The organism is Mesorhizobium sp. M0047, from assembly GCF_040323315.1.
Classification (GTDB): Bacteria; Pseudomonadota; Alphaproteobacteria; order Rhizobiales; family Rhizobiaceae; genus Mesorhizobium.
Genome location: NZ_JAMYUW010000004.1, coordinates 64960 through 89975 on the forward strand (window position 1 = coordinate 64960; position 25016 = coordinate 89975).

Below are 25016 nucleotides of genomic sequence, written 5' to 3' on the forward strand. Positions count from 1 at the left end.
ATTTCAGAGGACCAAACGCCATGACGAACCAGATGCACCTGCCCACCGAGGGGCTCTTTGTCGGCCGCGCCAGCAGCGCCTCGCATCCGCTGGTGGTCACGGTGCGCGACGGCACGGTCTTCGACATCACGTCGCGCACAGCGCCAACCATGCGCGACCTTTGCGAGATGGCCGATCCGGCAGGGCACGTCCGCTCGGCCAAGGGCAAACCGATCGGGTCGCTCGACGACATCGCCGCCAACAGTTTTGAAACCAGGCGCGATCCGGCAAAGCCGTATTTGCTCTCCCCAGTCGACCTGCAGGCGGTAAAAGCCTCGGGCGTCACCTTTGTCGTCAGCCTGCTGGAACGGGTGATCGAGGAACAAGCGCGCGGCTCGGCGGAGAAGGCGGACGCCATCCGCGCCGACATCGCCGGACTGATCGGCCACGATCTGTCGAAGCTGAAGCCCGGTTCGCCCGAAGCGATGGAGATCAAGGCCAAGCTCATCGCGCGCGGCGCCTGGTCGCAATATCTGGAAGTGGGCATAGGCCCCGATGCCGAGATCTTCACCAAGTGCCAGCCGATGGCTTCGGTCGGCTTCGGCGCCGATGTCGGCCTGCACCCGGTGTCGACCTGGAACAATCCGGAGCCCGAGATCGCCATGATCGCCGCCAGCAGCGGCAGGATCGTCGGTGCCACCATCGGCAACGACGTCAATCTGCGTGACGTCGAGGGGCGTTCGGCGCTGCTGCTCGGCAAGGCCAAGGACAACAATGCCTCGGCCGCACTCGGTCCCTTCATCCGCCTGTTCGACGACACCTTCTCGATCGATGACGTCAAGCGCGCGGTCGTGCGCCTCAAGGTCGAGGGCGAGGATGGGTTTTCGCTGGAGGGCGCGAGCTCGATGGCCGAGATCAGCCGCTCGCCGGAAGAGCTGATTGCCGCCGCCATGGGTCCGCACCACCAGTATCCGGACGGGCTGGCGCTCTATCTCGGCACCATGTTCGTGCCGTCGAAGGATCGCGGCGAGAAGGGCAAGGGTTTTACCCACAAGGTCGGCGACATCGTCACCATCTCGTCGGAAAAATTCGGCGCGCTGGTCAACAGGGTGCGGCTATCGCCCGATTGCCCGCACTGGACCTACGGCGCCAGCCGTTTGATGCGGGAACTGGCGAAGGCCGATCTGATCTAGCACCTTTCGACACGCAGCCGTGGGTTCGGTTGTTGACGCTGGTCCGAGGAGTGGCCGCCGGCGTCATCCTCGTCAGTGCTGGTTGCGCTATCGCAGGTCGGGCAAACAGGACGACCCGTTCGGCTCAGTTCGACGCCAGTTATCCGACAGTCTGAAAAATCACATCAACTGATGCGATCTGATGGGAGCGCTGATGGCGCCCCGTCAGGCGCCAACTACATCTGCAGACGGAGGCTTGCCAATCGCCGAAAAAGGGAATGCTCTGACGGCGCTGGCAAAGACGCAATCCGGCGGTCGCCGGAACAAGGGACGGATTGAGAACTGACCATCGACAAACGGGAGGAAATCAAATGCTGACACGGCTAAGACTTGTCCTATACGGCCTGTTGGTGGCGCTGACGATTGTTCCGGCAGCGGCACAGGCCAAGACATTCTACTGGATTTCGCATGGCGGCCCGGCCGATCCGGTCTGGACCTACTTCCTGGCCGGCGCCAAGCAATGGGCCAAGGACACCGGCAACACCGTCAACACCTCGTTCCACAATGGCGATGTCGCCTCGCAGCAGGAAGCGGTTCGCGCCGCCCTCTCCGCCAAGGCCGATGGCATCGTCACCACGAGCCCCGATCCGGGCAGCCTGGTAGAGATCGTCAAGGAAGCGCGTGCGGCGAAAGTGCCGATCATCAATTTCAACACGCCGGACCCGAAAGCGGACTTCAACGCGTATGTCGGCGGCGACAATGTCACCTTCGGCAAGCACTGGGCACAATACCTGGTCGACAAGGGGCTGGTGAAGAAGGGCGACTTCGTCTGGATGCCTGTCGAGGTCCCCGGCGCCACCTATGGCGTCCAGGAAGAAGAAGGCATCAAGAGCGTCTTCGGGCCGCTCGGCATCACCTATGAAATCACCGAAGCCACGCTCGACCAGGCTGAAGTGATCAACCGCATGGTCGACTACCTCACAGCCAACAAAGCCAAGGTCAAGGCGATCATCGGCCTCGGCGATCTCGTCACCGGCTCGATCAAGCGGGTGTTCGACCAGGTCGGCATCAAGCCGGGCGAAATCCCGGTCGTCGGCTGGGGCAACTCGCTCGACACCACCCCGGAAGTGCTGAACGGCTACGTCAATGCCGGCCAGTGGCAGGATCCGCAGGCGACCAGCTATGTCGCACTCTCGCTCGCCAATATGGCCGCGAGCGGCATTCCTCCGGGCTTCAACGTCATCACCGGCGCGCTCTACGAGAAGGACACCGCGCAGGTCTACGACAACATCCTGTCCGGCAAGTAATATCCCGTGCCCAAACAGTCGCGATCGCCTCGGTGATCGCGACTGGCTTCCTATTTTCGCAGAGCCGTTCACGCACGAATATGCAAGGCTCAGCCTTTCCACCTATGTCGCGGGTTGCTCGTGGAAAATCGTTCCCTCATCCAACACTTCGTCGCACGGCCAGAATTCGGCCCCTTCGTGCTGCTCGTCGTCGAGATCGCCGTTTTCTGGGGCATCAACCACGACTTCCTGTCGCCGCAGAACATCTCCAACACGCTTGCCTTCACGGTCGAGCTCGGCCTGATCGCGCTGGCGATGACGCTGTTGATGACGTCGGGCGAATTCGACCTCTCGGTCGGTTCGCTGTTCGGTTTCTCGCCGGTGCTGATGTGGACGCTGTTCAACAGCGGCCTGACATCGCTGGAGGTCGGCTTTGTCGCCGCACTGCTGGTTGCCGGCTTCATCGGGCTGGTCAACGGCTGGTTCGTGACGCAGCTCAAGATCCCGTCCTTCCTGGTGACGCTCGGCATGCTTTTGGTGGTACGCGGCACCGCCCTTTTCGTCACCGATGGCTTTCCGCAGCGCACCTGGAGCGCGGAAGGCAGCTGGCTGGCGGAAGCGCTGGTCGGCGATTTCTTCATCGGGCCGTTCCGCATCTACATGTCGCTGTTCTGGTTCATCGCCGCGGCCATCGCGCTCGGCTATGTGCTGACGCAGAGCCGGACCGGCAATTGGATCCAGGCGGCCGGCGGCAATCCCAATGCGGCGCGCGCCCGCGGCGTCAATGTCAGCGGCGTCAAGATCGGCCTGTTCGTGCTGTCGTCGGTCATGGCCTCGCTTGCCGGCGTCATCTCTTCGTTGCGCACCTCGGCTGCCAACCCCAACAGCGGCACCGGCTATGAGCTGGAAGTCATCGCCATGGTGGTGATCGGCGGTACAGCACTCACCGGCGGGCGCGGCACCATCATCGGCACCGTGCTCGGCATCCTGATCCTGCGCGTGATGCGCAACGGCATCGTGCTGATCGGCGTGCCAGGCCTTGCCTACAACATCTTCATCGGCGCGATCATCCTTGGCATGATGGCGCTCCATTCATGGCTGGAACGCCGGCATCAGGCAGGGACTTGAACCATGGCCGAGCCACTGATCCGCATGCAGAACATCCGCAAGTCCTATGGCCGCGTGCAGGCGCTGGTGGATGCCAATTTCCATGTCAACGAACGGGAGATCGTCGGCCTGCTCGGCGACAACGGCGCCGGCAAGTCGACGCTGATCAAGGTGCTTTCGGGGGCTGTGCCGCTGACCAGCGGCGACATCTTCATCCGCGGCAAGAAGGTGAATTTGCGCAACACCAGCGACGCCATCGCCCAGGGCATCGAGACGATCTACCAGGATTCGGCGCTGGTTACGCAATTATCGATCGCCCGCAATTTGTTCCTCGGACGCGAGCCGGTCAAGCCGCCGCGCTTCCTCAACCGGATGGACCAGGACGCCATGAACGTGGTCGCCCGCGACCTGCTCAAGCAGGTCGGCATCTCCAAGAACATCCCGCCGACGACGCCGATCGGCTCGCTGTCGGGCGGCGAGCGCCAGGCGGTGGCGATCGCTCGCGCCATGCATTTCGACAGCGACCTGATTATCCTCGACGAGCCGACCAACAATCTCGGCGTCGCCGAAACACAGGGCGTGCTCAGCTTCGTTCGCAACGCCCGCGATTCCGGTCATTCCTGCATCTTCATCGCGCATAACATCCACCATGTCTTCCAGGTGGTCGACCGCATCGTCGTCATGCGCCGGGGCAAGGTGGTCGCCGACGACATCGACCCCAAGAAGACCAGCGTGTTGGAAGTCGAGCGGATCATCACCGGCATGTCGGACAAGGAAATCCGTGATGCCATTGCCGATGGCAAGCCATCGCACTGACTATCTGTGATGGACGGCAATCATCCGTCACTCAGGTCGCATCGTTCATCTGGCGCGGCCTCGCATCGGCGCATAGGTTGCGGCATGAAAGCCACCGTCTCGTATTTCGCCCGCAATTGCGGGCCGTGGGTTGCGGCATGAAAGCCACCGTTTCGGATCACGCCCGCAATTGCGGGCCGGGGGTTCCGGCATGAAAGCCACCGTCTCGGATATCGCCCGCAACTGCGGGCTGTCGACCGCAACGGTCGACAGGGTGCTCAACAACCGGCCGGGTGCGAGCGCCGCCAACCGGCAGCGCGTCATGGAGGCGGCCAAGCAGCTCGGCTATCTGCCGGTCGCGGATCAGGTGACGCTGCCCTCGCGGCCCGCGCACCTCGAATTCCTGCTGCCGATCGGCAGCAATGCCTTCATGCGCGATCTTGCCGGCCATATCGAGGATTACGCCGCGCGCCTGCCGCTCGTCGCCTCGTGCCGGATCCACAACCTCGCAGGCATCTCGCCGAACGCGCTGCAGAGTGCCGTCGAAAATCTCTCGCTCAAGGCCAATGGCGTCGGTGTCATCGCCGTCGATCATCCGCGTACGCGCAACATCCTGCGCGACATCGTCGACGCCGGCATGCGCCTGGTGACGCTGGTGTCCGATGTTCCGGCGGCACCGCGCTCGGCCTATGTCGGCATCGACAACCGGGTGGCGGGACGAACGGCGGCGCTGTTGATGGGACGCTTCCTTGGCGGCCGCACCGGCCATCTGGCGATGGTCGTCGGCTCGCGCTCCTATCGCGGCCACGAGGAACGCGAGATGGGTTTCCGCTCGGTGCTCAATGAAGAGTTTCCCAACCTGACGGTGAGCAGCGCAGTCGAGATCAACGACGAGCCTGAGATTAGCTATGCCGAAACCATGAAGGCACTGCGCAACGAACCGGAACTGCTGGGCATCTATTGCGTCGGAGCCGGACATTCGGGCGTTGCAAGGGCGATCCGGGAAGCGAGGCCGAACCGCAAACCGGTGTTCATCTGCCACGACCTCACCAAGGACACACGCGGCCATCTGGTCGACGATCTGCTCGATGTCGTCATCGACCAAAATGCCAGGCTGATCGCGGAACAGTCGGTCATTCGCCTGCTCGGCTCGATTGCCTCCTCGGCGCCCTACCTTACCAGGAAGTTCATCGAACCGCGGTTGATCTTCAGGGAAAACATTCCGGTGCAGTGAGGTGGGCGACAAGGCACAACCCGGATTTGTACGACAATTGACACGGCAAATCTGCACAGCAGCTATGCAGGATTCATTATTGCCGAATCATTGGGCAAATCGTAGTTTCTGGTTGTCGGCCATCTACTCCTCCCAGATGCGATGCCGACGCTGAATGGGGTGCACCTCCTCCCGCACCACATTCGAAATCGAGCCCGCTGCCACCTCCTCCCGGCAGCGGGCTTTTTTTGTTCGGTCCTTGGAAATTTCCGGTGCGCCCGCGTTGGGGCGGCGGTCATCGCCTCGGTCACACGACGGGCAAGACGCCAACAGTCGCGGTTGAGATCAACCGGCGGCGGTGCCCCGGAAGGAAACGATCAACCCTTCGGCCATGCGCACGAACTGCATGCTAGGACCTTCGTTTCCCACGGTCTGCACGCTGACACGCGCGCCCTCGAACAGCAGCGACAGCGTATCGGCGAGTAGTTCGGCCTGACCGATACCCGCATCTCTGCATAGCGTTACAAGGCGCTCACGCTGGGCTTCCTTGAGCTCCTTGATCACCAGCCTGGCCGGATGGTCCGGCTCGGTCAGTTCAGCGGCGGCATTGGCCATGTCGCAGCCACGACCGTCAGCATTGAGCATGGCAGCCGCCTTGCGAACCCAGGCATGCAGCTGGGCAAGCTTGTCACCAGGAAATTCGGCTTCAAATACATCCCACATAGCGCCGGCCTTGGCCGCATTGGCGCGCAGGCATTCGACGATCAGTTCGTCCTTGGATTCGAAGTGACGATAGAGCGTCATCTTGTTCGTGCCGGCAGCTTCGGTGATGGCGTCGACCCCGACGCCCTTGATGCCATGCTTGTGGAACATGTCGCGTGCCGTCTCCAGGATCCGCTCCCGTGGACGAGAGCGCTCCACGACGCCTTCTGTCATCATGATCTCCTTTCGTTTCCAAAAAACCCTCGGCCACCTCTTGACTAGGGTGTTACCGGTCTGTAACTTCCAGAATGTTACTTACTGGTAACACCTCTATCGTCCGTCGTCAATAACAAGGCCGTGAACTGGCCCTGCCAGGCGAAGGCGGATGAAAAACTGCCAATCATGCGGCCTCGGCCGGTGAAGAGATGAAAAACGGTTCGCGAGCATGGGCTGCGAACCGACAGACAAGGAGCCGGCCAATGCCACAGCGCCGCGATCTTACCATAGAGGAAGCCGTCCGGGATCCGATGATCCGGCTGGTCATGAAAGCCGATGGCGTCGATCCGCGCGCCTTCGAAAACATGCTTCGCTCACTCGCCGATGCGCAGCAGCGCGAGGTGCCGTTATTCCGTTCGCAGGATGAGTTTGGTGTCGGGCGCGCTCAAAGGTTGTCCAGGGTTGCCAGTGCCTTCGGCAGGGCAACGGCGGCCGGGGAGGCGTGTGTGTCGTGGTAAACTTTTTCATCCATCGTCCGATCTTCGCCTCAGCGATCGCCATCATCATGGTGCTCGCCGGGACGATTTGTTATTTCCTGCTGCCCGTCTCCCAGTTCCCCGACATCACACCGCCGCAGGTCGTGGTCAGCGCCCATTATCCGGGCGCCAGCGCGCAAGTGGTGGCAGACACGGTAACGACGCCGCTCGAGCAGCAGATCAACGGCGTGCAAGGCATGACCTACATGTCGTCGACGAGCTCCAATGACGGCTCCTCGACCATCACAATCACCTTCGATGTCGGCTATTCGCTGAGCACCGCCGCGGTCGACGTCCAGAACCGCGTCTCGCAGGCGGCCTCGTCGCTGCCGGCGATCGTCAACCAGGGCGGCGTGACGATCAAGAAGCAGAACCCGAACTTCGTCCTCATCGTCAACCTGACATCGCCGGACAGTTCCGTCGATCCGGTGGCGCTGAGCAACCTTGCCTATCTGCAGGTGGTCGATCCGCTGAAGCGGTTGCCGGGCGTCGGCGACGTGCAGATCTTCGGCGAGCGCCGCTATTCGATGCGCGTCTGGCTCGATCCCGACAAGCTTGCCAACCTCGGCATCACCGCGGTCGACGTGCAAAACGCCATCGCCGAACAGAATGTCCAGGTGGCGGCCGGCAAGATCGGCCAGTCGCCGGCCCCCGCCGGCACCGCTTTCGAGATGCAGGTCAACGCCGTCGGTCGCCTGAGCGATCCCAAGGAATTTGGGGACATCGTCGTGCGCGCCAACACCGGCACCGGCTCGCTGGTACGGCTGCGCGACGTCGCCCGCATCGAACTCGGAGCGCTGCAATATTCGTCGTCCGCCTTCTTTGGCAAGGATCCGACCGTCGTGCTCGCCGTCTACCAGATGCCGGGTTCCAACGCGCTCGATCTGCAGCAGCGCGTCAAGGACAAGATGCAGGAGCTGTCCGGCCGTTTCCCGAAGGGCGTCTCCTATGCGATGCACTACGACACGACCCGCTTCGTCTCGGCGTCGATGCATGACGTGCTGATCACGCTCGGCGAAGCGCTGGTGCTGGTCGTCGCCGTGGTGTTCATCTTCCTGCAAAGCTGGCGCACGACGATCATCCCGACCATCGCCATACCGGTTTCGCTGGTGGCGACGCTGGTCGTCATGGAGATGCTCGGCTTCTCGCTCAACATGCTCTCCCTGCTCGGCATGGTGCTGGCGATCGGCCTCGTCGTCGACGATGCCATCGTCGTGGTCGAGAATGTCGAACGACAGTTGGAGGCCGGGCTCAAACCGCTGGCGGCCACCAAGGCCGCGATGGCCGAAGTCACCGGTCCTATCATCGCCACGACGGCGGTGCTGATGGCCGTGTTCGTCCCTGTTGCCTTCATTCCGGGCGTCTCCGGCAGGCTTTACAATCAGTTCGCGCTGACGGTGGCGATTTCCGTCGGTATCTCCGCCTTCAACTCGCTGACGCTGAGCCCCGCGCTCAGTGCCGCCTTCCTGCGGCATCGCGGCGAGACGCAGTTCGCCCCGTTCCGCTGGTTCAACACAGGCTTCGACAGGCTGTCGCATGCCTATGCGCACGGCGTGCGCATTCTCATCCGCCTGCGCTGGATCATGCTCGGCCTGTTCGCGGCCGGACTGGTCGCCACCTACTTCGTCTGGCAGCGCCTGCCCTCGACCTTCCTTCCGGTCGAGGACCAGGGCTATTTCTTCGTCGTCATCCAGTTGCCCGACGGCGCTTCGCTGGAACGCACCGACGCGGTGGCCAAGAAGGCGCGCGACATCCTGCAGGCAACGCCCGGCGTCGAAATCGTCGGCTCGATCAGCGGCCTGAACTTCCTGACCAGTGCGGCTCAATCGAACTCGGCGGTCGAGTTCGCCATCCTGAAGCCATGGGAGGAACGCGGTCCCGATCAGAGCGCCTCCAAGCTCGTCGCCGACGTGCGCGGCAAGCTGATGCAGATCCCGGAAGCGTTTGCGCTGAGCTTCGATCCACCGTCGATCCCGGGTATCGGTACGACAGGCGGCTTCGAATTCGTCGTCGAAGACCTCACTGGTCGCGGCAGCGCAGCTCTCAACGACGCCACGCAAGCTGTGATCGCCGAGGCGCGCAAGCAGCCGGAGATCAATCCGCAGCAGCTGTTCTCGCCGTTCTCGACCTCGACGCCGCAGTTCAACTACGACCTCGACCGCAGCAAGGCGAAACTGCTCGGCCTTAACCTGCCGGATGTGTTCAGCACGCTGCAGATTTATCTCGGCTCGCTCTACGTCAACGATTTCAACCTGTTCGGCCGCACCTTCCGGGTGACCATCCAGGCTGACAAGGATGCACGTGCGGGCGCTGCCGACATTTCGCGGCTCTATGTGCGCAATGCCTCCGGCGGCATGGTGCCGCTCAGCACACTGGGCAAGCTCGTGCCGTTCGTCGGCCCGGAAACCGTGCCGCACTACAACAACAACGCCTCGGCCTCGATCAATGGCGGCGCTGCACCGGGCTTCTCCTCGGGCCAGGCGGTCGCCGCGATGGAACGGGCCGCCGCCACCGCGCTGCCCAGGGATTTCGGTTTCGAATGGACCGGCATCACCTTCCAGGAGCTCAAGGCAGGATCGATCGCGTCCGTCGTCTTCGGCCTCGCCATCGTCTTCGTCTTCCTGATCCTGGCGGCGCAGTACGAGAGCTGGGCGATGCCATTCATGGTGTTGCTGGCGGTGCCGCTCGCTCTGTTCGGCGCGTTCGTGGTGCTGTGGATGCGCGGCATGCAGATCGACGTCTACTCGCAGATCGGCTTCGTTATGCTGATCGGCCTGGCGGCGAAGAACGCGATCCTGATCGTCGAGTTCGCCCGGCGACGGCGCGAGGAAGGCTTGAGCATTGTCGAGGCGGCGATGGAAGCCGCCCGGCTCAGGCTGCGGCCGATCCTGATGACGGCCTTCGCCTTCATCCTCGGCGTGCTGCCGCTGATGTTTGCGACCGGCGCCGGTGCAGCAAGCCGTCAGTCGATCGGCACCACCGTCTTCGGCGGCATGGTCGCCGCGACCATCCTGTCGCTGGTGTTCGTGCCGGTCTTCTACGCGGTCATCGAACAGCTGCGCGAACGCCGCGGCAATGACGAGCCCGCTACTCAAGACAATGAGCCAACGACTGAGCACGCCTTCCCGCCCCTGGCGGAAGCGGCCGAATAAGATTGGAGACTGATCATGCGTAAATGGAAAATCGCTTTGGGAACGGCTGTCGCGCTGGGTGCGATCTCGGTGGCCAGCGTCCACCTGCTGGACATGGGCAATCTCAGCCTCAATGCCGGCACGGCCGGCGCCGCACCCGCCCCGGCGGCGTTCGTCATGCCGGTGCCGGTGGTCAGCGTCGTCAGGAAGACGATCCCGATCTACCTCGACTACGCCGCGCGGACGGAACCGATCCGCAGCATAACGTTGCAAGCCAGGATTCCAGGCTATCTGCAGGAACAGAACGCTGCTGACGGCGTCGACGTCCGGCAAGGCGATCTTCTCTACAAGATCTCGCCTGACGACTTCCAGGCCGCTCTTGACCAGGCGAAGGCGCAGGTGCAGCGCGACATGGCAACGCTCGACTACGCCCGCTCCAATCTTGGCCGCGGCACCGAGCTTGCCAAGAGCGGGTACCTCGCCAAGGACGGCTTCGACCAGCGCACAAGCACCTTGCGCGAAGCGCAAGCGTCTTTGGCGCTCAACCAGGCGGCGGTCCGCACGGCCGAGCTCAATCTGAGCTATTCCGAAATCCGCGCACCGTTTGCGGGACGCCTGGGTCGCAACCAGGCCTCGGTCGGAACGCTGGTCAGCGTCGCCGGCACGGTGCTCAACACGCTGGTGCAGCTCGATCCGATCTACGTCACCTTCAATCCGAGCGAGACGGATCTGGCCGAGATCGAGCAGGCCCGCGCCAGCGGCCCGATCGAGGTCGAGGTCCTGCTTCCCGGCCAGACCGAGGCGAGCCAGAAGGGCGAACTCACCTTCATCGACAATTCGGTCGACCGTTCGACCGGCACCATCACCGCGCGAGCGACGATCGGCAACGGCAAGTTCACCCTGTTGCCCGGCCAATATGTTCGTGTCCGGTTGCATGTGAGGCAGCAGGCCGATGCGCTCATGGTGCCGCAGACGGCGCTGGGCTCGAGCCAGCTCGGCAAATATCTCTATGTCGTCGGCAAGGGCAACACGGTCGACCAGCGGCTGGTTTCGCTCGGCCCGACGAGCGGCGATCAGGTCGCCATCTTAAGCGGCGTCGCCGAGGGCGATCAGGTCATCACGGGCAATCTGCAGAAGATCGGACCCGGAATGCCTGTATCTCCAACGCCGGAAAAGCCGGCCACCTGAACTCCCCCGTCAGGACCGGCTTCAGCGCGGCGCCCCGACCTTCCCACTGGTCGCGGGCGCCGCTTTCGTGAGCAGTCCCCCCAGTCAGGAATGGCCGAGACGCACCGACACCGGTGACATCGCGATCGGCCGGCCAGTCTCGGGATCGGCGCGGGCCATGACGCGGTGACCAACGGCGAGGCCCAGTCTCGCCGAGATGATCGCCAGGCCGGCGCCTTCGAAGAATTCATAATGGCTCTTGTTCGATTGTCGACAACCTGATTGGGTTGCTGTCTCTCCTACGCGCGCGGCCTCGAACAGTGCCCGTTGAAAGGCGTTTGACTCGTCCCCACTATCGCAGCCAACGGAAAAGACACGTGCAGATCCAAACCATCAAAGCCTACCATGTCGTGCAGCCTTTCGTGGACGGGCCCTACCGCATGTCGAAGGGGCGCGTTGCCGATGCCTTCGACGCTGTGATCGTGTCCATTACCTCCGACAGCGGCCTCACCGGCTGGGGCGAAATGGCGCCGCTCGGCAATTTCTATTCGCCTGCCTTCGCGGCCGGCGTCCGCGCCGGCGTGGTGGAGATAGCCCCGCATCTGATCGGCCACGATCCACGCGGGCTTGCCAGCGTCGGGCGGCTGATGGACACGGTATTCAAGGGTCATCCCTACATCAAGTCGGCGCTGGACATGGCGTGCTGGGATCTCGCGGCGCGCGCCGCCGACGTGCCGCTGGTGACGCTGCTCGGCGGCCAGGAGAGCGAGACGGCCGAACTCTACAAGGTCGTCACGCATGGCAGGGTCGAGGCCATGGCCACGCTGGCCAAGCGCATCGTCAAGGACGGCTTCCACCGGCTGCAGGTCAAGGTCGGCGGCAATGTCCACGACGACATCGAGCGCATCACAGCGGTCGCCGCCTCGGTGCCGAAAGGCACGGTTATCTTCTGCGACGCCAATGCCGGCTGGACGCCCTACCAGGCGCGCCAGTTTGCCGACGCCACACGGGCCATCGACTATACATTCGAGCAGCCCTGCACGACGATCGACGAATGCATGTCGGTGCGCCGCTCGCTCGACAAGCCGATGGTGCTCGACGAGTCCGTCGCCTCGCTGGACGACATGCTCGACATCCACCGCAAGGGTGCTGCCGACGGGCTGACGCTGAAGATCTCGCGGCTCGGCGGCGTGAGCAGGACGCGGCAGATCCGCGACCTTGCCGTCGACCTCGGCTTCATGATCACCGTCGAGGATACGGGCGGCGCCGAGATCGACACCGCTGCCATGGCGCATCTGTCGCTGTCGACGCCTGAAGAGCGCCGGCTGCACGCCATCGCTTTCCATGAATGGGTGACGGTGCGCACGGCGTCGAACATGCCGCCGGTCACCGGCAGCCGCATGGGCATTCCAGACGGACCGGGCCTTGGCATCGACGTCGTTCCCGACCTACTCGGGAAAGCTTTCTTCGAAGTCGGCCGCTGAGATGAAACTCCGCGGCATCAAAGCCCCGCCGACCAATTTACGCCTCGAAGCGCCCTACGCCTGGCTGTTCGGCGCGTTCGGCGGGTTTTCGCCGACCATTGTCGAGGTCGAGGATGGGCGCTTGATCGGGACGTAGCGCAGCGCGTACCTTCCCGAAAGCAGGGAGGGCTATCGATGGATCTTTTCAAACTTGACGGCGATGTCGCGCTGGTCACGGGCGCCGGCAGCGGCATCGGCCAGGCGATCGCGATCGGGCTGGCCGAGGCGGGTGCCGACGTCGCCTGTTTCGGCCATGCGTCGAAAGGTGGACTGGACGAAACCGCGCACCGGATCACCGCACTCGGCCGCAAGGCGCTTGTGCTGACCGGCACGGTGACGTCCGAGGGTGATCTCGCGGCGGCGATCGATCGCGTCGAGGCCGAACTCGGTGCGCTGACCGTCGCCGTCAACAATGCCGGCATTGCCGGCTCCGAGCCCGCCGAGACGATGCCGCTGGAGACATGGCAGAAAGTGCACGAGGTCAATGTCGCCGGCGTCTTCCTGTCCTGTCAGGCCGAAGCCCGCAAGATGCTGGCGCGACGCAAGGGCTCGATCATCAACATCGCCTCGATGTCCGGCACCATCGTCAACCGGGGCCTGACGCAGGCGCACTACAATTCCTCGAAAGCCGCCGTCATCCACATGTCCAGGAGTCTCGCCATGGAGTGGGCCGACCGCGGGCTGCGGGTCAACGTCGTCAGCCCGGGTTACACGCTGACGCCGATGAACAAGCGCCCGGAGGTGGCGGAAGAGGTCAAGATCTTCAAGCGCGACACGCCGATGGGGCGCATGGCGGCGCCGGAGGAGATGGTCGGACCGACAGTATTCCTGGCCAGCCGCGCCTCGAGCTTCGTCACCGGCCTCGACCTGATCGTCGATGGCGGTTACGTCTGCTGGTAGGCTTCGACTTCGCCTGCAGTCTGAATTTATACGTCCCGAAGGCGTTAGTCGTTGCGCAACATGAACCTTGGTGTATGTAATTTCATCCCATGAAACGACCTTGGCGAGACAGGGCTTGCCCGGGTCGATAGCCGAGAGCAATTGCAGCAAAAGTGCGAAGCGGTTTTGCGTCCGGAATTGCGTAAAAACAAACGGATGGAGCATTGGAGGCGATCGTGTTTCGCCGGAAATGCTCTGGATCATGGGACCTTGATGGCTCGCACCTTGCAGGGCGCCGCAGGACCGGCAGTTGATCCGCAGATGATCGCTCCCGCAGCGATCCGTCGGCAGCCATGACGCTGAGACTCCCAGCATTTTCCACCATCACCAGAATTGAGCACCATCTTGCCTGCTTTGGCCAAAGCCAAGGCAACAATTTGGCGCCGATGGCCTTGCGCAACGAACTGCCTTTCCAACACAATCAAGAAAAGCCGCAAGAAGGGAACGACCGATAACTGTCACAGCTTGAAGGAGAACAAGCATGTCATTTCGCAGTCACATCTCGAAACTCTCGATGGGCGCCGTCGCGCTGGCGACGTTAAGCCTGCTGACGCCGTCCGCTCAAGCCGCCGCACCGGAATCCAACGATCCGATCAAGATCGCGCTGTTCGACTGGACCAGTGTCAATCTGAACGCCAAGATCCTCGGCGGCATCCTGGAAAAGCTCGGCTATACCGTCGAATATCCGACCGCCGACTACCTCTCCAGCCTGACCACCGGTCTCACCAATGGCGATCTCGATGTCGGCCTGGAATTCTGGGACACGACCGCCGGCGAGGCGATGAAAGCCTCCGATGCGACCGGCCAGACCGAACGGCTGGGCAAGCTCGGACCCAAGGCCAAGGAAGAGTGGTGGTTTCCCGAATACATGAAGGAGAAGTGCCCCGGCCTGCCCAATTGGGAAGCGCTGAAGGACCCGAAATGCGCCGAGGCCTTCTCGACGGCGGAAACCACACCGAAAGGGCGTTATCTCGGCGGGCCGGTGACATGGGAAGGCTTTGATGACGAGCGCGTCGAGGCACTGAAGCTGCCCTTCACCGTCATCCATGCCGGCACCGACGCGGCGATGTTCGCCGAGCTGGATTCCGCCTATCAGCGCAAGGCGCCGATCATGCTGTGGATCTATTCGCCGCACTGGGCGCCGGCCAAATACAAGGGCGAGTGGATTGAATTCCCCGAATACACGCCCGAGTGCTACAACGACCCAAAATGGGGCGTGAACCCTGACGCCAAATATGATTGCGGCAAGCCGCATGGCGAGATCTGGAAATACTCCTGGGCCGGCATGAAGGACAAATGGCCGGTCGCCTACAAGGTGGCGAAGGCCTACACGGTCGACACCGACGAACTCAACAAGATGAGCGGCGAGATCGATCTCGGCGGCAAGACGCCGGAAGATGTCGCCGCCACCTGGATCGCCGCCCACGAGGCCGACTGGAAAGCCTGGGCGCAGTAATCGTTCCAACTGGAAAAATGAGACCCGGCTGCTTGATCAGCCGGGCCTCAATTCTTGATGTTCCAGAAGGACGCTTGAATGACGGACAAGACTGAACAGGGACCAAACGCCGCTGGCACGCCAAAGGATGCCCGCCCGATAAAACTTGCCTGCCGCAATGTCTGGAAACTGTTCGGATCGAATGCGGCCAACTTCATCCGAGAACGCGACGGCAAGGCCAGCATGGCTGAAGTCGCTGCTGCCGGACTTGTCGGCGCGGTGCGCGCCGTCGATCTCGAAATCCGCCAGGGTGAGATCTTCATCATCATGGGCCTGTCGGGCTCCGGCAAATCGACGCTGGTGCGCTGCATGTCGAGACTGGTCGAGCCGACCCACGGCAAGGTCGAATTCGAGGGCAAGGACCTCCTGAAAATCTCGGATGCAGCACTGATCGAATTGCGGCGACACCGTATGGGGATGGTGTTCCAGAATTTTGCGCTTCTGCCGCATCTCAACGTGCTGGAGAATATCGCCTTTCCGCTCAGCATCCAGGGACAGGACCGGCCGACGCGCGAGGCACGGGCCCGCGAGGTTATCGAACTCGTCGGCCTGCGCGGACGCGAGCATTTCTATCCGCGCGAGCTTTCTGGCGGCCAGCAGCAACGTGTCGGCATCGCCCGCAGCCTGGCGACCAAACCGGAAATCTGGTTCCTCGACGAGCCGTTCTCGGCGCTCGATCCGCTGATCCGCCGCGAGATGCAGGACGAGCTGATGCGGCTGCAGACCATGCTGCACAAGACCATCGTCTTCATCACCCACGATTTCGACGAGGCGACCCGGCTGGCCGACCGCATCGCCATCATGAAGGACGGCGAGGTCATCCAGATCGGCACGCCGGAAGAGCTGGTGGTCAATCCGGAGACCGACTATGTCGCCGAGTTCACCCGCGACGTGGACCGCGCCAAGGTGATTTCGGCACGCAGCCTGATGCGCGCCTGCGACGGCTCGGAGCATGGCGGCACCGTTACCCCGGATGCCAAGATCGCCAGCTTCTCGGCCGGCATTGTTGCCGCCGACAAGCCGTTCGCGGTGGTCAACGGCACCGGCAAGCCCATCGGCGAGGTGACGCCGCAAGCGGTGATCGATCTGCTGGTCGGTATCGATCGCTCGAGGGCCGGCGCATGACGGCGACGGCAAGCGCCAGTGAAGCAAGGGCGCGACCTCTTCAGATCTGGCTGCTGATCTGGGCGTTCGCGCTTGCCGCCGTGCTTGTCGTGTTCCTGCTGCAGGACCGCCTGCCCTGGGCCGTCAACTATCCGGCAAGCGCCGTCGTGCCGGTCGCCGACTGGGTCAGCGCGCTGATGCGCTGGATCAAGTCGAACCTGTCGTGGCTGACCCGCTCGATCACCGCGGTGCTCGGCGTACCGCTCGATTTCGCGCTCAACCTGCTGGCCAAGAATTTCAAGATCGGCCATGGCATTGATGCCTATGTCCTGCCGCGCCTGTCCTGGGTCGGCGTCTGCGCTGCCGCCTTCCTCGCCGGACGTGCCGTTGGCGGCCGGAAACTTAGCCTGCTGGTTGGCGGCTGCTTCCTCTACATCGCGCTGTTCGGCCAATGGACCAGTGCCATGCTGACGCTGGCGCTGATCTCTATCGCGGTGCCGTTCTGCATCGTCACCGGCCTGTTCGCCGGCATATGGGCATGGCGCAAGCCTTGGGCGGAAAAGCTCATCGTCTCCCCTGCCCTTGACCTGATGCAGACGATCCCGACCTTTGCCTACCTCATCCCGATGCTGCTGCTGTTCGGCAACAGCCCGGTCTCGGCGATGATCGCAACCGCCATCTTCGCCACGCCGCCGATGGTGCGGGCGACGATGCTGGGGCTGTCGCGGGTGCCCTCCGAGATCGACGATTTCAGCGAAATGGCCGGCTGCACGGCCCGCCAGAAATTGTGGCGGGTGCTGCTGCCTTCGGCGCGGCCGATACTGATGGTCGGCGTCAACCAAGTGATCATGCTGGCGCTGAATATGGTCATCATCGCCTCGATGATCGGTGCCGGTGGTCTCGGCTACGACGTGCTCCTGGCCCTGCGCGCGCTGAAGGTCGGCGAAGCGATGGAAGCCGGTCTCGCCATCGTGGCGCTCGCCGTCGCACTCGACCGACTGAGCCAGGCCATCGCGCACAAGCAGGCCAAGGGTCATGTCCATCAGGCGATCAGCCCGAGCCTCTGGCGGCGCTACCCCAATCTGACGCTGGCCATCGCCATACTTGTCGTGACAACGCTGCTCGGCCTGTTTGTGCCGGCCTTCGCGGCGGTGCCGAAAGCGATCACCTTCACCACCGCGCCGCTGTGGAAAGCGACAGTGAACTGGGTGACGATCAATTTCTTCGACACGATCGAGGCGTTTCGTGTGGCGCTCATCCTGAACCTGCTGAACCCGCTGCGCGCCTTTTGCGAAGGCTTTCCCTGGTTGGGTGCCGTCTTCCTGCTCGGCCTCGCCGGCTATCAGCTTAGCGGTTTCCGCCTGGCCGTATTGGTTGCCGCTCTGACCGCCTTCTGTGCCATCACAGGCCTGTGGGAAAAAACCATGGCGACCGTCTATCTCTGCGGCATCTCGGCCTTCATCGCTTGTCTGATCGGCATCCCGATCGGGCTGATGGCCTCGCGCAGCGACCGCTTCGAAAAGATCGTCACCCCGGTCATCGACACGCTGCAGGTGCTGCCTTCCTTCTGCTTCATCATCCCGGTGGTGATGCTGTTTCGGGTCGGTGATGTCACCGCGATGATCGCAACGATAGCCTTCGCCGTGGTGCCGGCGATCCGTTACACCAATCACGGCATCAGGCAGGTGCCGCCGGCGCTGATCGAGGCGGCCAAGGTGTCCGGCTGCACGCCGCGCCAGACCTTCTTTCGCGTTCAACTGCCGCTGGCGCTGCCGGAGATCATGCTGGGGGTCAACCAGACGATCCTGATGGCGCTGGCGATGATCATCATCTGCGCCATGGTCGGCACGCGCGATCTCGGCCAGGAAGTGTTCATCGCGCTGTCCAAGGCCGATTCCGGCCGTGGCATCGTCGCCGGCCTGGCAATAGCCTTCATCGGCATCGTCGCCGACCGGCTGTTCAGCGCCTGGACGGCGAAAGCCAGGGCGAGGCTGGGGTAGGATTCGTCAGCGAACGAACGCAGAGCTTCATTTCCGGTCGTGGCCGAATGACCGTGGACCAAGCACTACTACCCGGGCTTGTGACAAAGCCGATCCAGCGCGTCTCGAAGTGCAGTGGCGGCATCGCCACGCTCGTCAGGGGACATCAGCTCCGGTTCAAGTTCCAGCCTGAAGTGCGGCAGCTCGGTTCGAACAGCACAACGAGCGGCCGCCAGATTGTCCTTCAGATCGATGACGCGGTAGGTGGCGACGGGATAGGCGATCCCCTTGACCTGGACGTGCCCCAACTCCTCACAGTCGATTGAGTCCTTCACTTGCGCAAACGTCTCGTAGGAAATGAGGATGGCCCCCGGCGGCGCCTCCTGCTCCAGGCGCGAGGCGAGATTCACGGCGCCGCCGATTATCGTGTAGTCCATCCGGTCCTCGCTGCCGAAGTTACCGACGGTGCAGTAGTCGGTATGGATGCCGATGCGACAGCGCAGCGGTGTTTCGATCCCCATGTCCCGCCAGACTTCGGCAAGCTCGCTAATCCGCTTTTGCATTGCAAGTGCCATCTGCGCGCAAGCCAGCGCGTCCTCCTTGACGCCGCGAGTCTCGGGATCGCCGAAAAACATCAGGATCGCGTCGCCGACATATTTGTCGATTGTCGCGCCGTGATCCGAAGCAATTTTCGACATTTCCGTCAGATAGTGATTGAGGAGTTGGGTGAGATCCTCGGATTCCATTTTGTCAGTGGTCTCGGTAAAGCCGGCGATATCGGAGAAGCATATTGTCAGTTTCTTCCGCTGGCTGGCGATCCTGACCTCCTGGCGGCCGGTGAATATCGAGCGATACACTTGGGGCGCCAGATACTTCGCCAGCTTGCTGGAAAGCGCCTCCAGAACCACGGATTTCTCGGCGAGGTTCTCCTCCCTTTGCTTCAGCTCAGTGATGTCCGAATAGACGGCGACCGTGCCGCCGGCGCTGATCCGCCGCTCGCTGATCATGACCCATCGCCCGTCGCCTCGCCGCTGCACCCAAGGTTCGCCAGGGTTGCGGTGCCGCGAGAGGCGCTCGGCGACCCACTCCTCGACCCGCCCCTCGGCGTCCTTGATGTAGCCGCGCTCAGCGGATCGGCGAATGATTTGCTCGAATGTCGTGCCGGGCGTCAGTTCGGTCTCCAGACCGGTGTAGAGCAATTCGCGGTAGCGGCTGTTGCTGAGGACGAGCCGGTCCTCCCAGTCGTACAGAGCGAATCCTTCGGAGATGCTTTCGATGGCATCGATGAGCCGCTGACGAGCTTCCGCAACGTCGCGCAGGTTCTTTTCCTCGATCTCGACAGCAGTATCCCGGAAGAGTCTCAGCGCTTCGGCCATGCGCCCGATTTCGTCGCTGCCAGCTGCGGGCAGCGGCGCACGAAGGTTGCCCCCCGCAATCGCGAGCATGCCCTGGCTCACGGCCCCCAGTCGGGCAAGGAGGCTGCGGTCGACATAGAGCCAGACAACCAGAACCGAACTCAGGAGGCTGAGGAAGGCGGAGCCGAGCACAACCGCGGTGCCGTAGCGCTGGACGAGCGCGGCTTCGCGACCGGACGCAGCGATCTCCTGGTCTGCCGTGGCGACCAGGCGATCGACGCCAGCGGTGAGATTGCGCGACAGTCGATTGTTCTCGGCCAGAAGCCTTTCGCCCTGTGCCAGGACAGCAAACTCGTCCTCCCGCGCCTTGGGGATGCTGTCCTCGCCGTCGGTCAAACCCTTGAATTCGTCGACACGCTGCCGGAAGCGGATCCGCAGCTTTTCGTCGATCTCCGTGGCAACCTTTTCAAGAGCAGTGAGCGAACGGCGTAGCGGAAAAAGGATCAACGCCAGGTCGCCCGGCGTCGGCGCGTTCGCGACCTTCACCAGCGCGTCGTTGACCGCCGAGATCTCCAGCTGCGCCTTCTGCTGGGGGATGTAGGCCGCAATCGCCTGGACCAGGTCGGCCATCGCCGCTGCGCGTCGATCAGGCGACAGCGACGTGTCGGCCGCGACCGCCCGCCATTGCGGGAGCCTGGAATCCATCACTAGGATGCCGGTGGCGACAAGGCGCTGGCTGCCGGTCGTCGTCGCGGCGAGGCGGTTCAGGAGTTCCTCCTTACGGGCTACCACGTCGAGCCGGGCGACAACAAGAGAGTCGAGCTCCTTCAGGTTGCGCCTCAGAACAATCGCGGCTTCCTCGATCTCGGCCAAAGGCACTGTGCCCGACGTGGCATCCCGGAGGTCCGTGCGCAGGGCCTCGAGGCGGGACATCTCGAGCGCGACGGCAGCCGAGACCTCGCTGTGCTGAGCCCTGCTTGTCGCTGCCAGCACCGATGGCGCGGCAGCAGCGACCCGTTCGGCCTGGCGCGACAGCTGGAGGGAGGCGAGCGCCGACGGCACTCGATCCGTGGTAATTCGGTCGACGACGTCGCCAACCTGGAGGAAGGCATAAAGCGCCGCAGCGGTTGCTAGCACCGCAAGGGCGCTGATCCCGAAAAAGGCGAGCAACAGCCGGCCGCGTATGCCGAGGCGTTCAAGCATCTCGGCGAGTCGGAACAGTCCGGCCACACTGGTCTTCATCAGACTAGACGTCTCAGCCGGCGCGCCGGCGATCAGCGAATCCTATTCAACCGGCACGTACTCTCCGCCGCGCCAGACGTACCAAACCCAGCTCTGCTTCGTGAGGTCGCCCTTGTCGTCGAAATCGACCCGGCCGATGACGGTGTCGAATTCCTGTTCGTGCAGTGCCGCAATGACGGCCTTCGGCTCCAGCGAACCTGCCTTCGAGACGGCCTGGGCCCAGACCTGGACCGCGCAGTAGCTCAACAGCGTATAGCCCGCGGGTTCGAAGTTCTCCGCACGGAACTGCTCAACGACCGCGGCCGCTTCGGAGCTTCGCCTCGGGTCCGCCGGGAACGTGAAGAGGGTCCCCTCCGCCGCGGGGCCGGCGATCAGGGCAAATTCCTCGGTCGCCAAAGCATCTCCGGATATGAGCTGAAGCGTATAGCCACTGTCGTGTGCAGCGCGAGCAATCAGCGCAACCTCGGCATGATACCCACCCACATACAAGGCCGAGACGCCGGCGGTCTGCAACGCAGCGACCTCGGCCGAATAGTCGTCCTTCCCGGGAATGTATGCGTCGTAAACGGCCTCAGTCACGCCCCGCTTGTTCAGCTGCTTCCTGGTCTCGTCGGCGAGACCCTTCCCATAGGTCGAGTTGTCGTGGAGGATCGCAATCTTCTTGTTGCCCCAGCGATCGGCAAGGTAGTTGCCGGCGATGAACCCTTGCGCGTCGTCGCGGCCAATGGTGCGAAAGACATTGGCACGGCCCTGTTCGGTCAGCTGCGGATTGGTCGAGCCTGGGGATATCTCAACGACGCCCGCCTCCTCGTACACTTTTGATGCGGGGATCGAGGCCCCGGAGCAATAATGCCCGACGACGAGCACGACCCCGTCAGCCACCAGCTTCTTGGCGGCCGCCACAGCTTGCTCGGGATCGCAGAAGTCGTCGACCGAGATGAGCCTCACCTTCTGGCCGAGCACGCCGCCCGCCGTGTTGACGTCGGCCACTGCCATCTCCGCGCCGCGCTGTCCCTGCTCGCCGATCCAGGCGAGCCGTCCCGTCATCGCAGCCGAGACGCCGATCAGCACCTCCGCCCGCGCGGAGCTGAACACGGCCGCGAGAACTAAGATCGCTATGGCGATGATGCGGTGCATGTGTGCACCCCCTTAGCTGTAGCTTACGCCAATCCCGCCAGAGCCGACAGCCCCTTCGGCAAGCGCGACTGAATCCGGCTGCTATTGCAGCGCACACCTAATTTGGCGAAGCAATCATACACTGGAATGGCGTGTCGTAACTTCGTTCGCTGAGGTCGGAATCGCGCGCCAAATCCGGACGTTACCACTGACCGGAGTGAGCGTCGTGATTGGGTCAACTTGCGTCGTCCAGGCTCTCGGCGTCAAATGGCCGAGAGGGCCGGGACTCGATCGTTCAGAATGATTGGGTTTTGACCCTAGGCCGCGGACTCTATTTTCGTTTTCTTATTTGACCATGATCTTTTCCGAAGCCGAGGTCGGCGAAGCAAAAGATCGGTATCCACTTTTCGCTGATGCGACCCTTCGGTTCGGAGACCGGAGCTACTCAGCCGCTACCCCCTTCACTTCCAGATAGCTCTCCATCGAATCGTCCAGCGCGTGCAGCCAGGGCGTATGGTGCAGCGGCGCCATGGTGCCGGTCATCAGCGAGCGGTAGGCGTGGTCGCGGAAGCTCATAATGTCTTCGCCCTTGTGGTGCTCCCACTCCATGAAGGTCTGGTTGACCGCCTCGACGTCGAAACCGGGATAGTCGGTCTGATCCATCAATTTCTTGGTGTAGTCGCCCTGGAACCAGATCATCTGCTCGGCGTCTTCCAGCGTTTCCTCACGCGCCCGCCACTTCGCGCCGTGCTCGGCCATCGCCTCGGCAGAGGGGAGCTTGATGCGGCCCATGATCACGTCTCGCGCGAACCAGGCCTGCGCGTCGAACATGTTGAAGGTGTAGAACTGGTCCTGCATGCCGATATAGGAAAGCTGCGGGTTCTTCTCCCAGACGACGCCTTCATAGAGATCGAGCGGCCACATGCGATTGGCGGTCTTGAGCTTCAAATCGTCGGTCAGGAACGGGAAAGAATGCAGGTAGCCGGTGCACAGGATGATGGCATCGACATCCCTGGTGGTGCCGTCCTTGAAATGCGCCGTCTTGCCGACAACCCTCTGCAGCAGCGGCACCTCTTTCCAATTCTCCGGCCATTTGAAGCCCATCGGCTTCGAGCGGTAGCTGGAGGTGATCGATTTGGCGCCGTACTTGTAACATTGCGAACCGATGTCCTCAGCCGAATAGGAGCGGCCGATGATCAGGATGTCCTTGCCCTTGAACTCCATCGCGTCGCGGAAATCATGGCTGTGCAGGATGCGGCCGTTGAAGGTGGAGAAACCCTCGAAATAGGGCACGTTGGGCACCGAGAAATGCCCGGAAGCGACGACGACATTGTCGAACTCTTCCGAATAGGTGACGTCATTGGTGCGGTCATGCGCGGTGACGGTGAACTTCTTCGTCTCGTCCGAAAACGTCACCATGCGCACCGGGCTGTTGAAGCGCACCCATTTGCGCAGGCCCGACTTCTCGACACGGCCCTTGATGTAATCCCACAGCACGGCGCGCGGCGGATAGGAGCCGATCGGCCGGCCAAAGTGCTCCTCGAAAGTGTAGTCGGCGAATTCCAGGCATTCCTTCGGGCCGTTGGACCATAGGTAGCGGTACATCGAGCCATGCACAGGATCGCCGTGTTCGTCGAGGCCGGTGCGCCAGGTGTAATTCCATAGGCCGCCCCAGTCCGACTGCTTTTCGAAGCAGACGATCTCGGGGATGTCGGCGCCCTTGTCGGCCGCCGATTTGAAGGCCCTGAGCTGTGCCAGGCCGGATGGACCGGCTCCGATGACGGCAACGCGACTTTTCATGGCAGGCCTCCCGATCTGATTTCGGCTTTTGTCTTGACGCAATCCCCAAGGGAAAGCGCAACCGGCTTTTCCCGGGAAAACCGCTTTACGCTTTTCATCGAATTGCTCTTACGAAACAAATTTCACCCACAGGACAATAATTGGCCCTTTCGTGCTGTCAACCGGCCGGTGCTGAAACAAGGTTGCACCGTGATGGATTTCCGAAAAAAACTGGTGCGGCCAAACGCGGGATCACGCGCATGCGCCTTCAGGCGACTTGCCGTCGCAGTTGCGCTGCTGTATCGGCAGCTGACATGTTCACCTAGAGTGAAATAAATCCCAGGAGTGCCGGGGCGACATGGCGAAGACAGTTTCCGATTTCAAGGCTGGTTCCGCCGGTGCGAAGGCCAAGCCGCTGCCAAAGGTCTCGGCCGACGGGAAAACCATCCGCGCGCCGCTGACGCAGAACCCGCATGCCATTCGCGATACCCGTGAAAAAGTGCTGGAGGTGGCGATCGGCCGCGAGGTGCGGGCCTTCCGCAAGAAGCTCGGCATCACCGTCGCAGACCTCGCGGTCGCCACCGACATTTCGCTGGGCATGCTGTCGAAGATCGAGAACGGCATCACCTCGCCGTCGCTGACCACTTTGCAGGCACTGTCGCGGGCGCTCGGCGTTCCGGTGACCGCCTTCTTCCGCCGCTTCGAGGAAGAGCGCAGTGCCGTCTTCGTCAAGGCGGGCGAGGGCCTCGATGTCGAGCGCCGCGGTACGCGAGCCGGCCACCAGTACAATCTGCTCGGTCATATCGGTTCCAACACCAGCGGCGTCGTCGTCGAACCCTATCTGATCACGCTAACGGAGGATTCGGACGTGTTCCCGACCTTCCAGCACGAGGGCATGGAGTTCCTCTACATGCTCGAGGGCGAGGTCGTTTACCGGCACGGCAGCAATCTCTACCCGATGAAGCCCGGCGACAGCCTGTTCTTCGACGCCGATGCACCGCACGGGCCGGAGCAGCTGACGAAATTGCCGATGCGCTATCTCTCGATCATTTGTTATCCGCAGAGTGCGGGCTGAGCTAGCCAATCTCCCCCCTCGTGGAGGAGATGTCCGGCAGGACAGAGGGGGCGCTGTCCTGCCAACTTATCAATGCATCACAACTGCAACCTCAGGGTTGTTGGT

The 25016-nt window shown here is 62.7% G+C and carries 19 protein-coding genes; 15 read left to right on the plus strand and 4 right to left on the minus strand.

Features of this window, described 5'->3' with window-relative positions:
• Positions 1-20: 20 nt before the first annotated feature.
• From NKJ89_RS05035 to NKJ89_RS05055, 5 genes are all read left to right on the plus strand, one after another.
• Entirely contained in the window at positions 21-1172 is a 1152-nt protein-coding gene (locus NKJ89_RS05035; RefSeq protein ID WP_352600437.1) for a fumarylacetoacetate hydrolase family protein, read from the plus strand.
• 350 nt (positions 1173-1522) lie between these two features.
• Positions 1523-2458: a substrate-binding domain-containing protein gene (locus tag NKJ89_RS05040; protein WP_352600439.1), complete on the plus strand. Its 936-nt coding sequence runs from the start codon at positions 1523-1525 to the stop codon at positions 2456-2458.
• Positions 2459-2578: 120 nt separating this feature from the next.
• Positions 2579-3565 (plus strand): ABC transporter permease, encoded by a 987-nt coding sequence (locus NKJ89_RS05045; RefSeq protein ID WP_023759037.1) that lies wholly within the window; start codon positions 2579-2581, stop codon positions 3563-3565.
• A 3-nt stretch (positions 3566-3568) separates the two neighbouring features.
• Positions 3569-4360: an ATP-binding cassette domain-containing protein gene (locus tag NKJ89_RS05050; RefSeq protein ID WP_352600441.1), complete on the plus strand. Its 792-nt coding sequence runs from the start codon at positions 3569-3571 to the stop codon at positions 4358-4360.
• A gap of 190 nt (positions 4361-4550) precedes the next feature.
• A complete protein-coding gene (locus tag NKJ89_RS05055) occupies positions 4551-5573 on the plus strand; it encodes a LacI family DNA-binding transcriptional regulator (RefSeq protein WP_352600443.1) in 1023 nt (340 codons plus the stop codon).
• Positions 5574-5897: 324 nt separating this feature from the next.
• Here the strand turns inward: NKJ89_RS05055 and NKJ89_RS05060 are convergent, their stop codons facing one another.
• Complete coding sequence (locus NKJ89_RS05060) at positions 5898-6488, minus strand: TetR/AcrR family transcriptional regulator (protein WP_023759033.1); 591 nt, start codon at positions 6486-6488, stop codon at positions 5898-5900.
• A gap of 245 nt (positions 6489-6733) precedes the next feature.
• Between NKJ89_RS05060 and NKJ89_RS05065 the strand changes: the two genes are divergently transcribed.
• From NKJ89_RS05065 to NKJ89_RS05105, 9 genes are all read left to right on the plus strand, one after another.
• The gene (locus NKJ89_RS05065) at positions 6734-6988 is read left to right on the plus strand and encodes a hypothetical protein (RefSeq protein WP_023759032.1); all 255 of its coding nucleotides are present in this window, start codon (positions 6734-6736) and stop codon (positions 6986-6988) included.
• Entirely contained in the window at positions 6982-10158 is a 3177-nt protein-coding gene (locus NKJ89_RS05070; RefSeq protein ID WP_352600445.1) for an efflux RND transporter permease subunit, read from the plus strand. Before NKJ89_RS05065 ends, NKJ89_RS05070 begins: the two co-directional genes overlap by 7 nt.
• Positions 10159-10173: 15 nt before the next feature.
• Positions 10174-11325 (plus strand): efflux RND transporter periplasmic adaptor subunit, encoded by a 1152-nt coding sequence (locus NKJ89_RS05075; RefSeq protein ID WP_352600447.1) that lies wholly within the window; start codon positions 10174-10176, stop codon positions 11323-11325.
• Between the two features lie 356 nt (positions 11326-11681).
• Positions 11682-12788: a mandelate racemase/muconate lactonizing enzyme family protein gene (locus NKJ89_RS05080; protein ID WP_352600449.1), complete on the plus strand. Its 1107-nt coding sequence runs from the start codon at positions 11682-11684 to the stop codon at positions 12786-12788.
• A gap of 1 nt (position 12789) precedes the next feature.
• Positions 12790-12924, plus strand: a complete 135-nt coding sequence (locus tag NKJ89_RS05085) for a hypothetical protein (protein ID WP_352600451.1) — start codon at positions 12790-12792, stop codon at positions 12922-12924.
• A 38-nt stretch (positions 12925-12962) separates the two neighbouring features.
• Entirely contained in the window at positions 12963-13727 is a 765-nt protein-coding gene (locus NKJ89_RS05090) for an SDR family oxidoreductase (RefSeq protein WP_352600453.1), read from the plus strand.
• 520 nt (positions 13728-14247) lie between these two features.
• Positions 14248-15222, plus strand: coding sequence for an ABC transporter substrate-binding protein (locus NKJ89_RS05095; RefSeq protein WP_352600455.1), 975 nt, complete (start codon positions 14248-14250; stop codon positions 15220-15222).
• Positions 15223-15300: 78 nt separating this feature from the next.
• The gene (locus NKJ89_RS05100) at positions 15301-16386 is read left to right on the plus strand and encodes a quaternary amine ABC transporter ATP-binding protein (RefSeq protein WP_352600457.1); all 1086 of its coding nucleotides are present in this window, start codon (positions 15301-15303) and stop codon (positions 16384-16386) included.
• Positions 16383-18365 carry an ABC transporter permease gene (locus NKJ89_RS05105; protein ID WP_352600459.1) on the plus strand — a complete coding sequence of 661 codons (1983 nt, stop codon included), beginning with the start codon at positions 16383-16385 and terminating at the stop codon, positions 18363-18365. Before NKJ89_RS05100 ends, NKJ89_RS05105 begins: the two co-directional genes overlap by 4 nt.
• Before the next feature lie 68 nt (positions 18366-18433).
• Here the strand turns inward: NKJ89_RS05105 and NKJ89_RS05110 are convergent, their stop codons facing one another.
• The 3 genes from NKJ89_RS05110 to NKJ89_RS05120 all read right to left on the minus strand — a co-directional run bounded on the left by NKJ89_RS05110 (position 18434) and on the right by NKJ89_RS05120 (position 23857).
• Positions 18434-20902: an adenylate/guanylate cyclase domain-containing protein gene (locus NKJ89_RS05110; protein WP_352600766.1), complete on the minus strand. Its 2469-nt coding sequence runs from the start codon at positions 20900-20902 to the stop codon at positions 18434-18436.
• Positions 20903-20983: 81 nt separating this feature from the next.
• Entirely contained in the window at positions 20984-22078 is a 1095-nt protein-coding gene (locus tag NKJ89_RS05115; RefSeq protein ID WP_023759023.1) for a branched-chain amino acid ABC transporter substrate-binding protein, read from the minus strand.
• 420 nt (positions 22079-22498) lie between these two features.
• A complete protein-coding gene (locus NKJ89_RS05120) occupies positions 22499-23857 on the minus strand; it encodes a trimethylamine monooxygenase (protein ID WP_352600461.1) in 1359 nt (452 codons plus the stop codon).
• Positions 23858-24194: 337 nt separating this feature from the next.
• On the opposite strand from NKJ89_RS05120, the gene NKJ89_RS05125 reads away from it, so the two are divergent.
• Positions 24195-24911 (plus strand): helix-turn-helix domain-containing protein, encoded by a 717-nt coding sequence (locus NKJ89_RS05125; RefSeq protein ID WP_352600463.1) that lies wholly within the window; start codon positions 24195-24197, stop codon positions 24909-24911.
• The last annotated feature ends 105 nt before the right edge of the window (positions 24912-25016 follow it).

Coding starts and splice junctions, on each gene's coding strand:
- NKJ89_RS05035 (WP_352600437.1), top strand. CDS start 21: ATGACGAACCAGATGCACCTGCCCACCGAGGGGCTCTTTGTCGGCCGC.
- NKJ89_RS05040 (WP_352600439.1), top strand. CDS start 1,523: ATGCTGACACGGCTAAGACTTGTCCTATACGGCCTGTTGGTGGCGCTG.
- NKJ89_RS05050 (WP_352600441.1), top strand. CDS start 3,569: ATGGCCGAGCCACTGATCCGCATGCAGAACATCCGCAAGTCCTATGGC.
- NKJ89_RS05055 (WP_352600443.1), top strand. CDS start 4,551: ATGAAAGCCACCGTCTCGGATATCGCCCGCAACTGCGGGCTGTCGACC.
- NKJ89_RS05060 (WP_023759033.1), bottom strand. CDS start 6,488: ATGACAGAAGGCGTCGTGGAGCGCTCTCGTCCACGGGAGCGGATCCTG.
- NKJ89_RS05065 (WP_023759032.1), top strand. CDS start 6,734: ATGCCACAGCGCCGCGATCTTACCATAGAGGAAGCCGTCCGGGATCCG.
- NKJ89_RS05075 (WP_352600447.1), top strand. CDS start 10,174: ATGCGTAAATGGAAAATCGCTTTGGGAACGGCTGTCGCGCTGGGTGCG.
- NKJ89_RS05085 (WP_352600451.1), top strand. CDS start 12,790: ATGAAACTCCGCGGCATCAAAGCCCCGCCGACCAATTTACGCCTCGAA.
- NKJ89_RS05090 (WP_352600453.1), top strand. CDS start 12,963: ATGGATCTTTTCAAACTTGACGGCGATGTCGCGCTGGTCACGGGCGCC.
- NKJ89_RS05095 (WP_352600455.1), top strand. CDS start 14,248: ATGTCATTTCGCAGTCACATCTCGAAACTCTCGATGGGCGCCGTCGCG.
- NKJ89_RS05100 (WP_352600457.1), top strand. CDS start 15,301: ATGACGGACAAGACTGAACAGGGACCAAACGCCGCTGGCACGCCAAAG.
- NKJ89_RS05105 (WP_352600459.1), top strand. CDS start 16,383: ATGACGGCGACGGCAAGCGCCAGTGAAGCAAGGGCGCGACCTCTTCAG.
- NKJ89_RS05110 (WP_352600766.1), bottom strand. CDS start 20,902: ATGCTTGAACGCCTCGGCATACGCGGCCGGCTGTTGCTCGCCTTTTTC.
- NKJ89_RS05115 (WP_023759023.1), bottom strand. CDS start 22,078: ATGCACCGCATCATCGCCATAGCGATCTTAGTTCTCGCGGCCGTGTTC.
- NKJ89_RS05120 (WP_352600461.1), bottom strand. CDS start 23,857: ATGAAAAGTCGCGTTGCCGTCATCGGAGCCGGTCCATCCGGCCTGGCA.
- NKJ89_RS05125 (WP_352600463.1), top strand. CDS start 24,195: ATGGCGAAGACAGTTTCCGATTTCAAGGCTGGTTCCGCCGGTGCGAAG.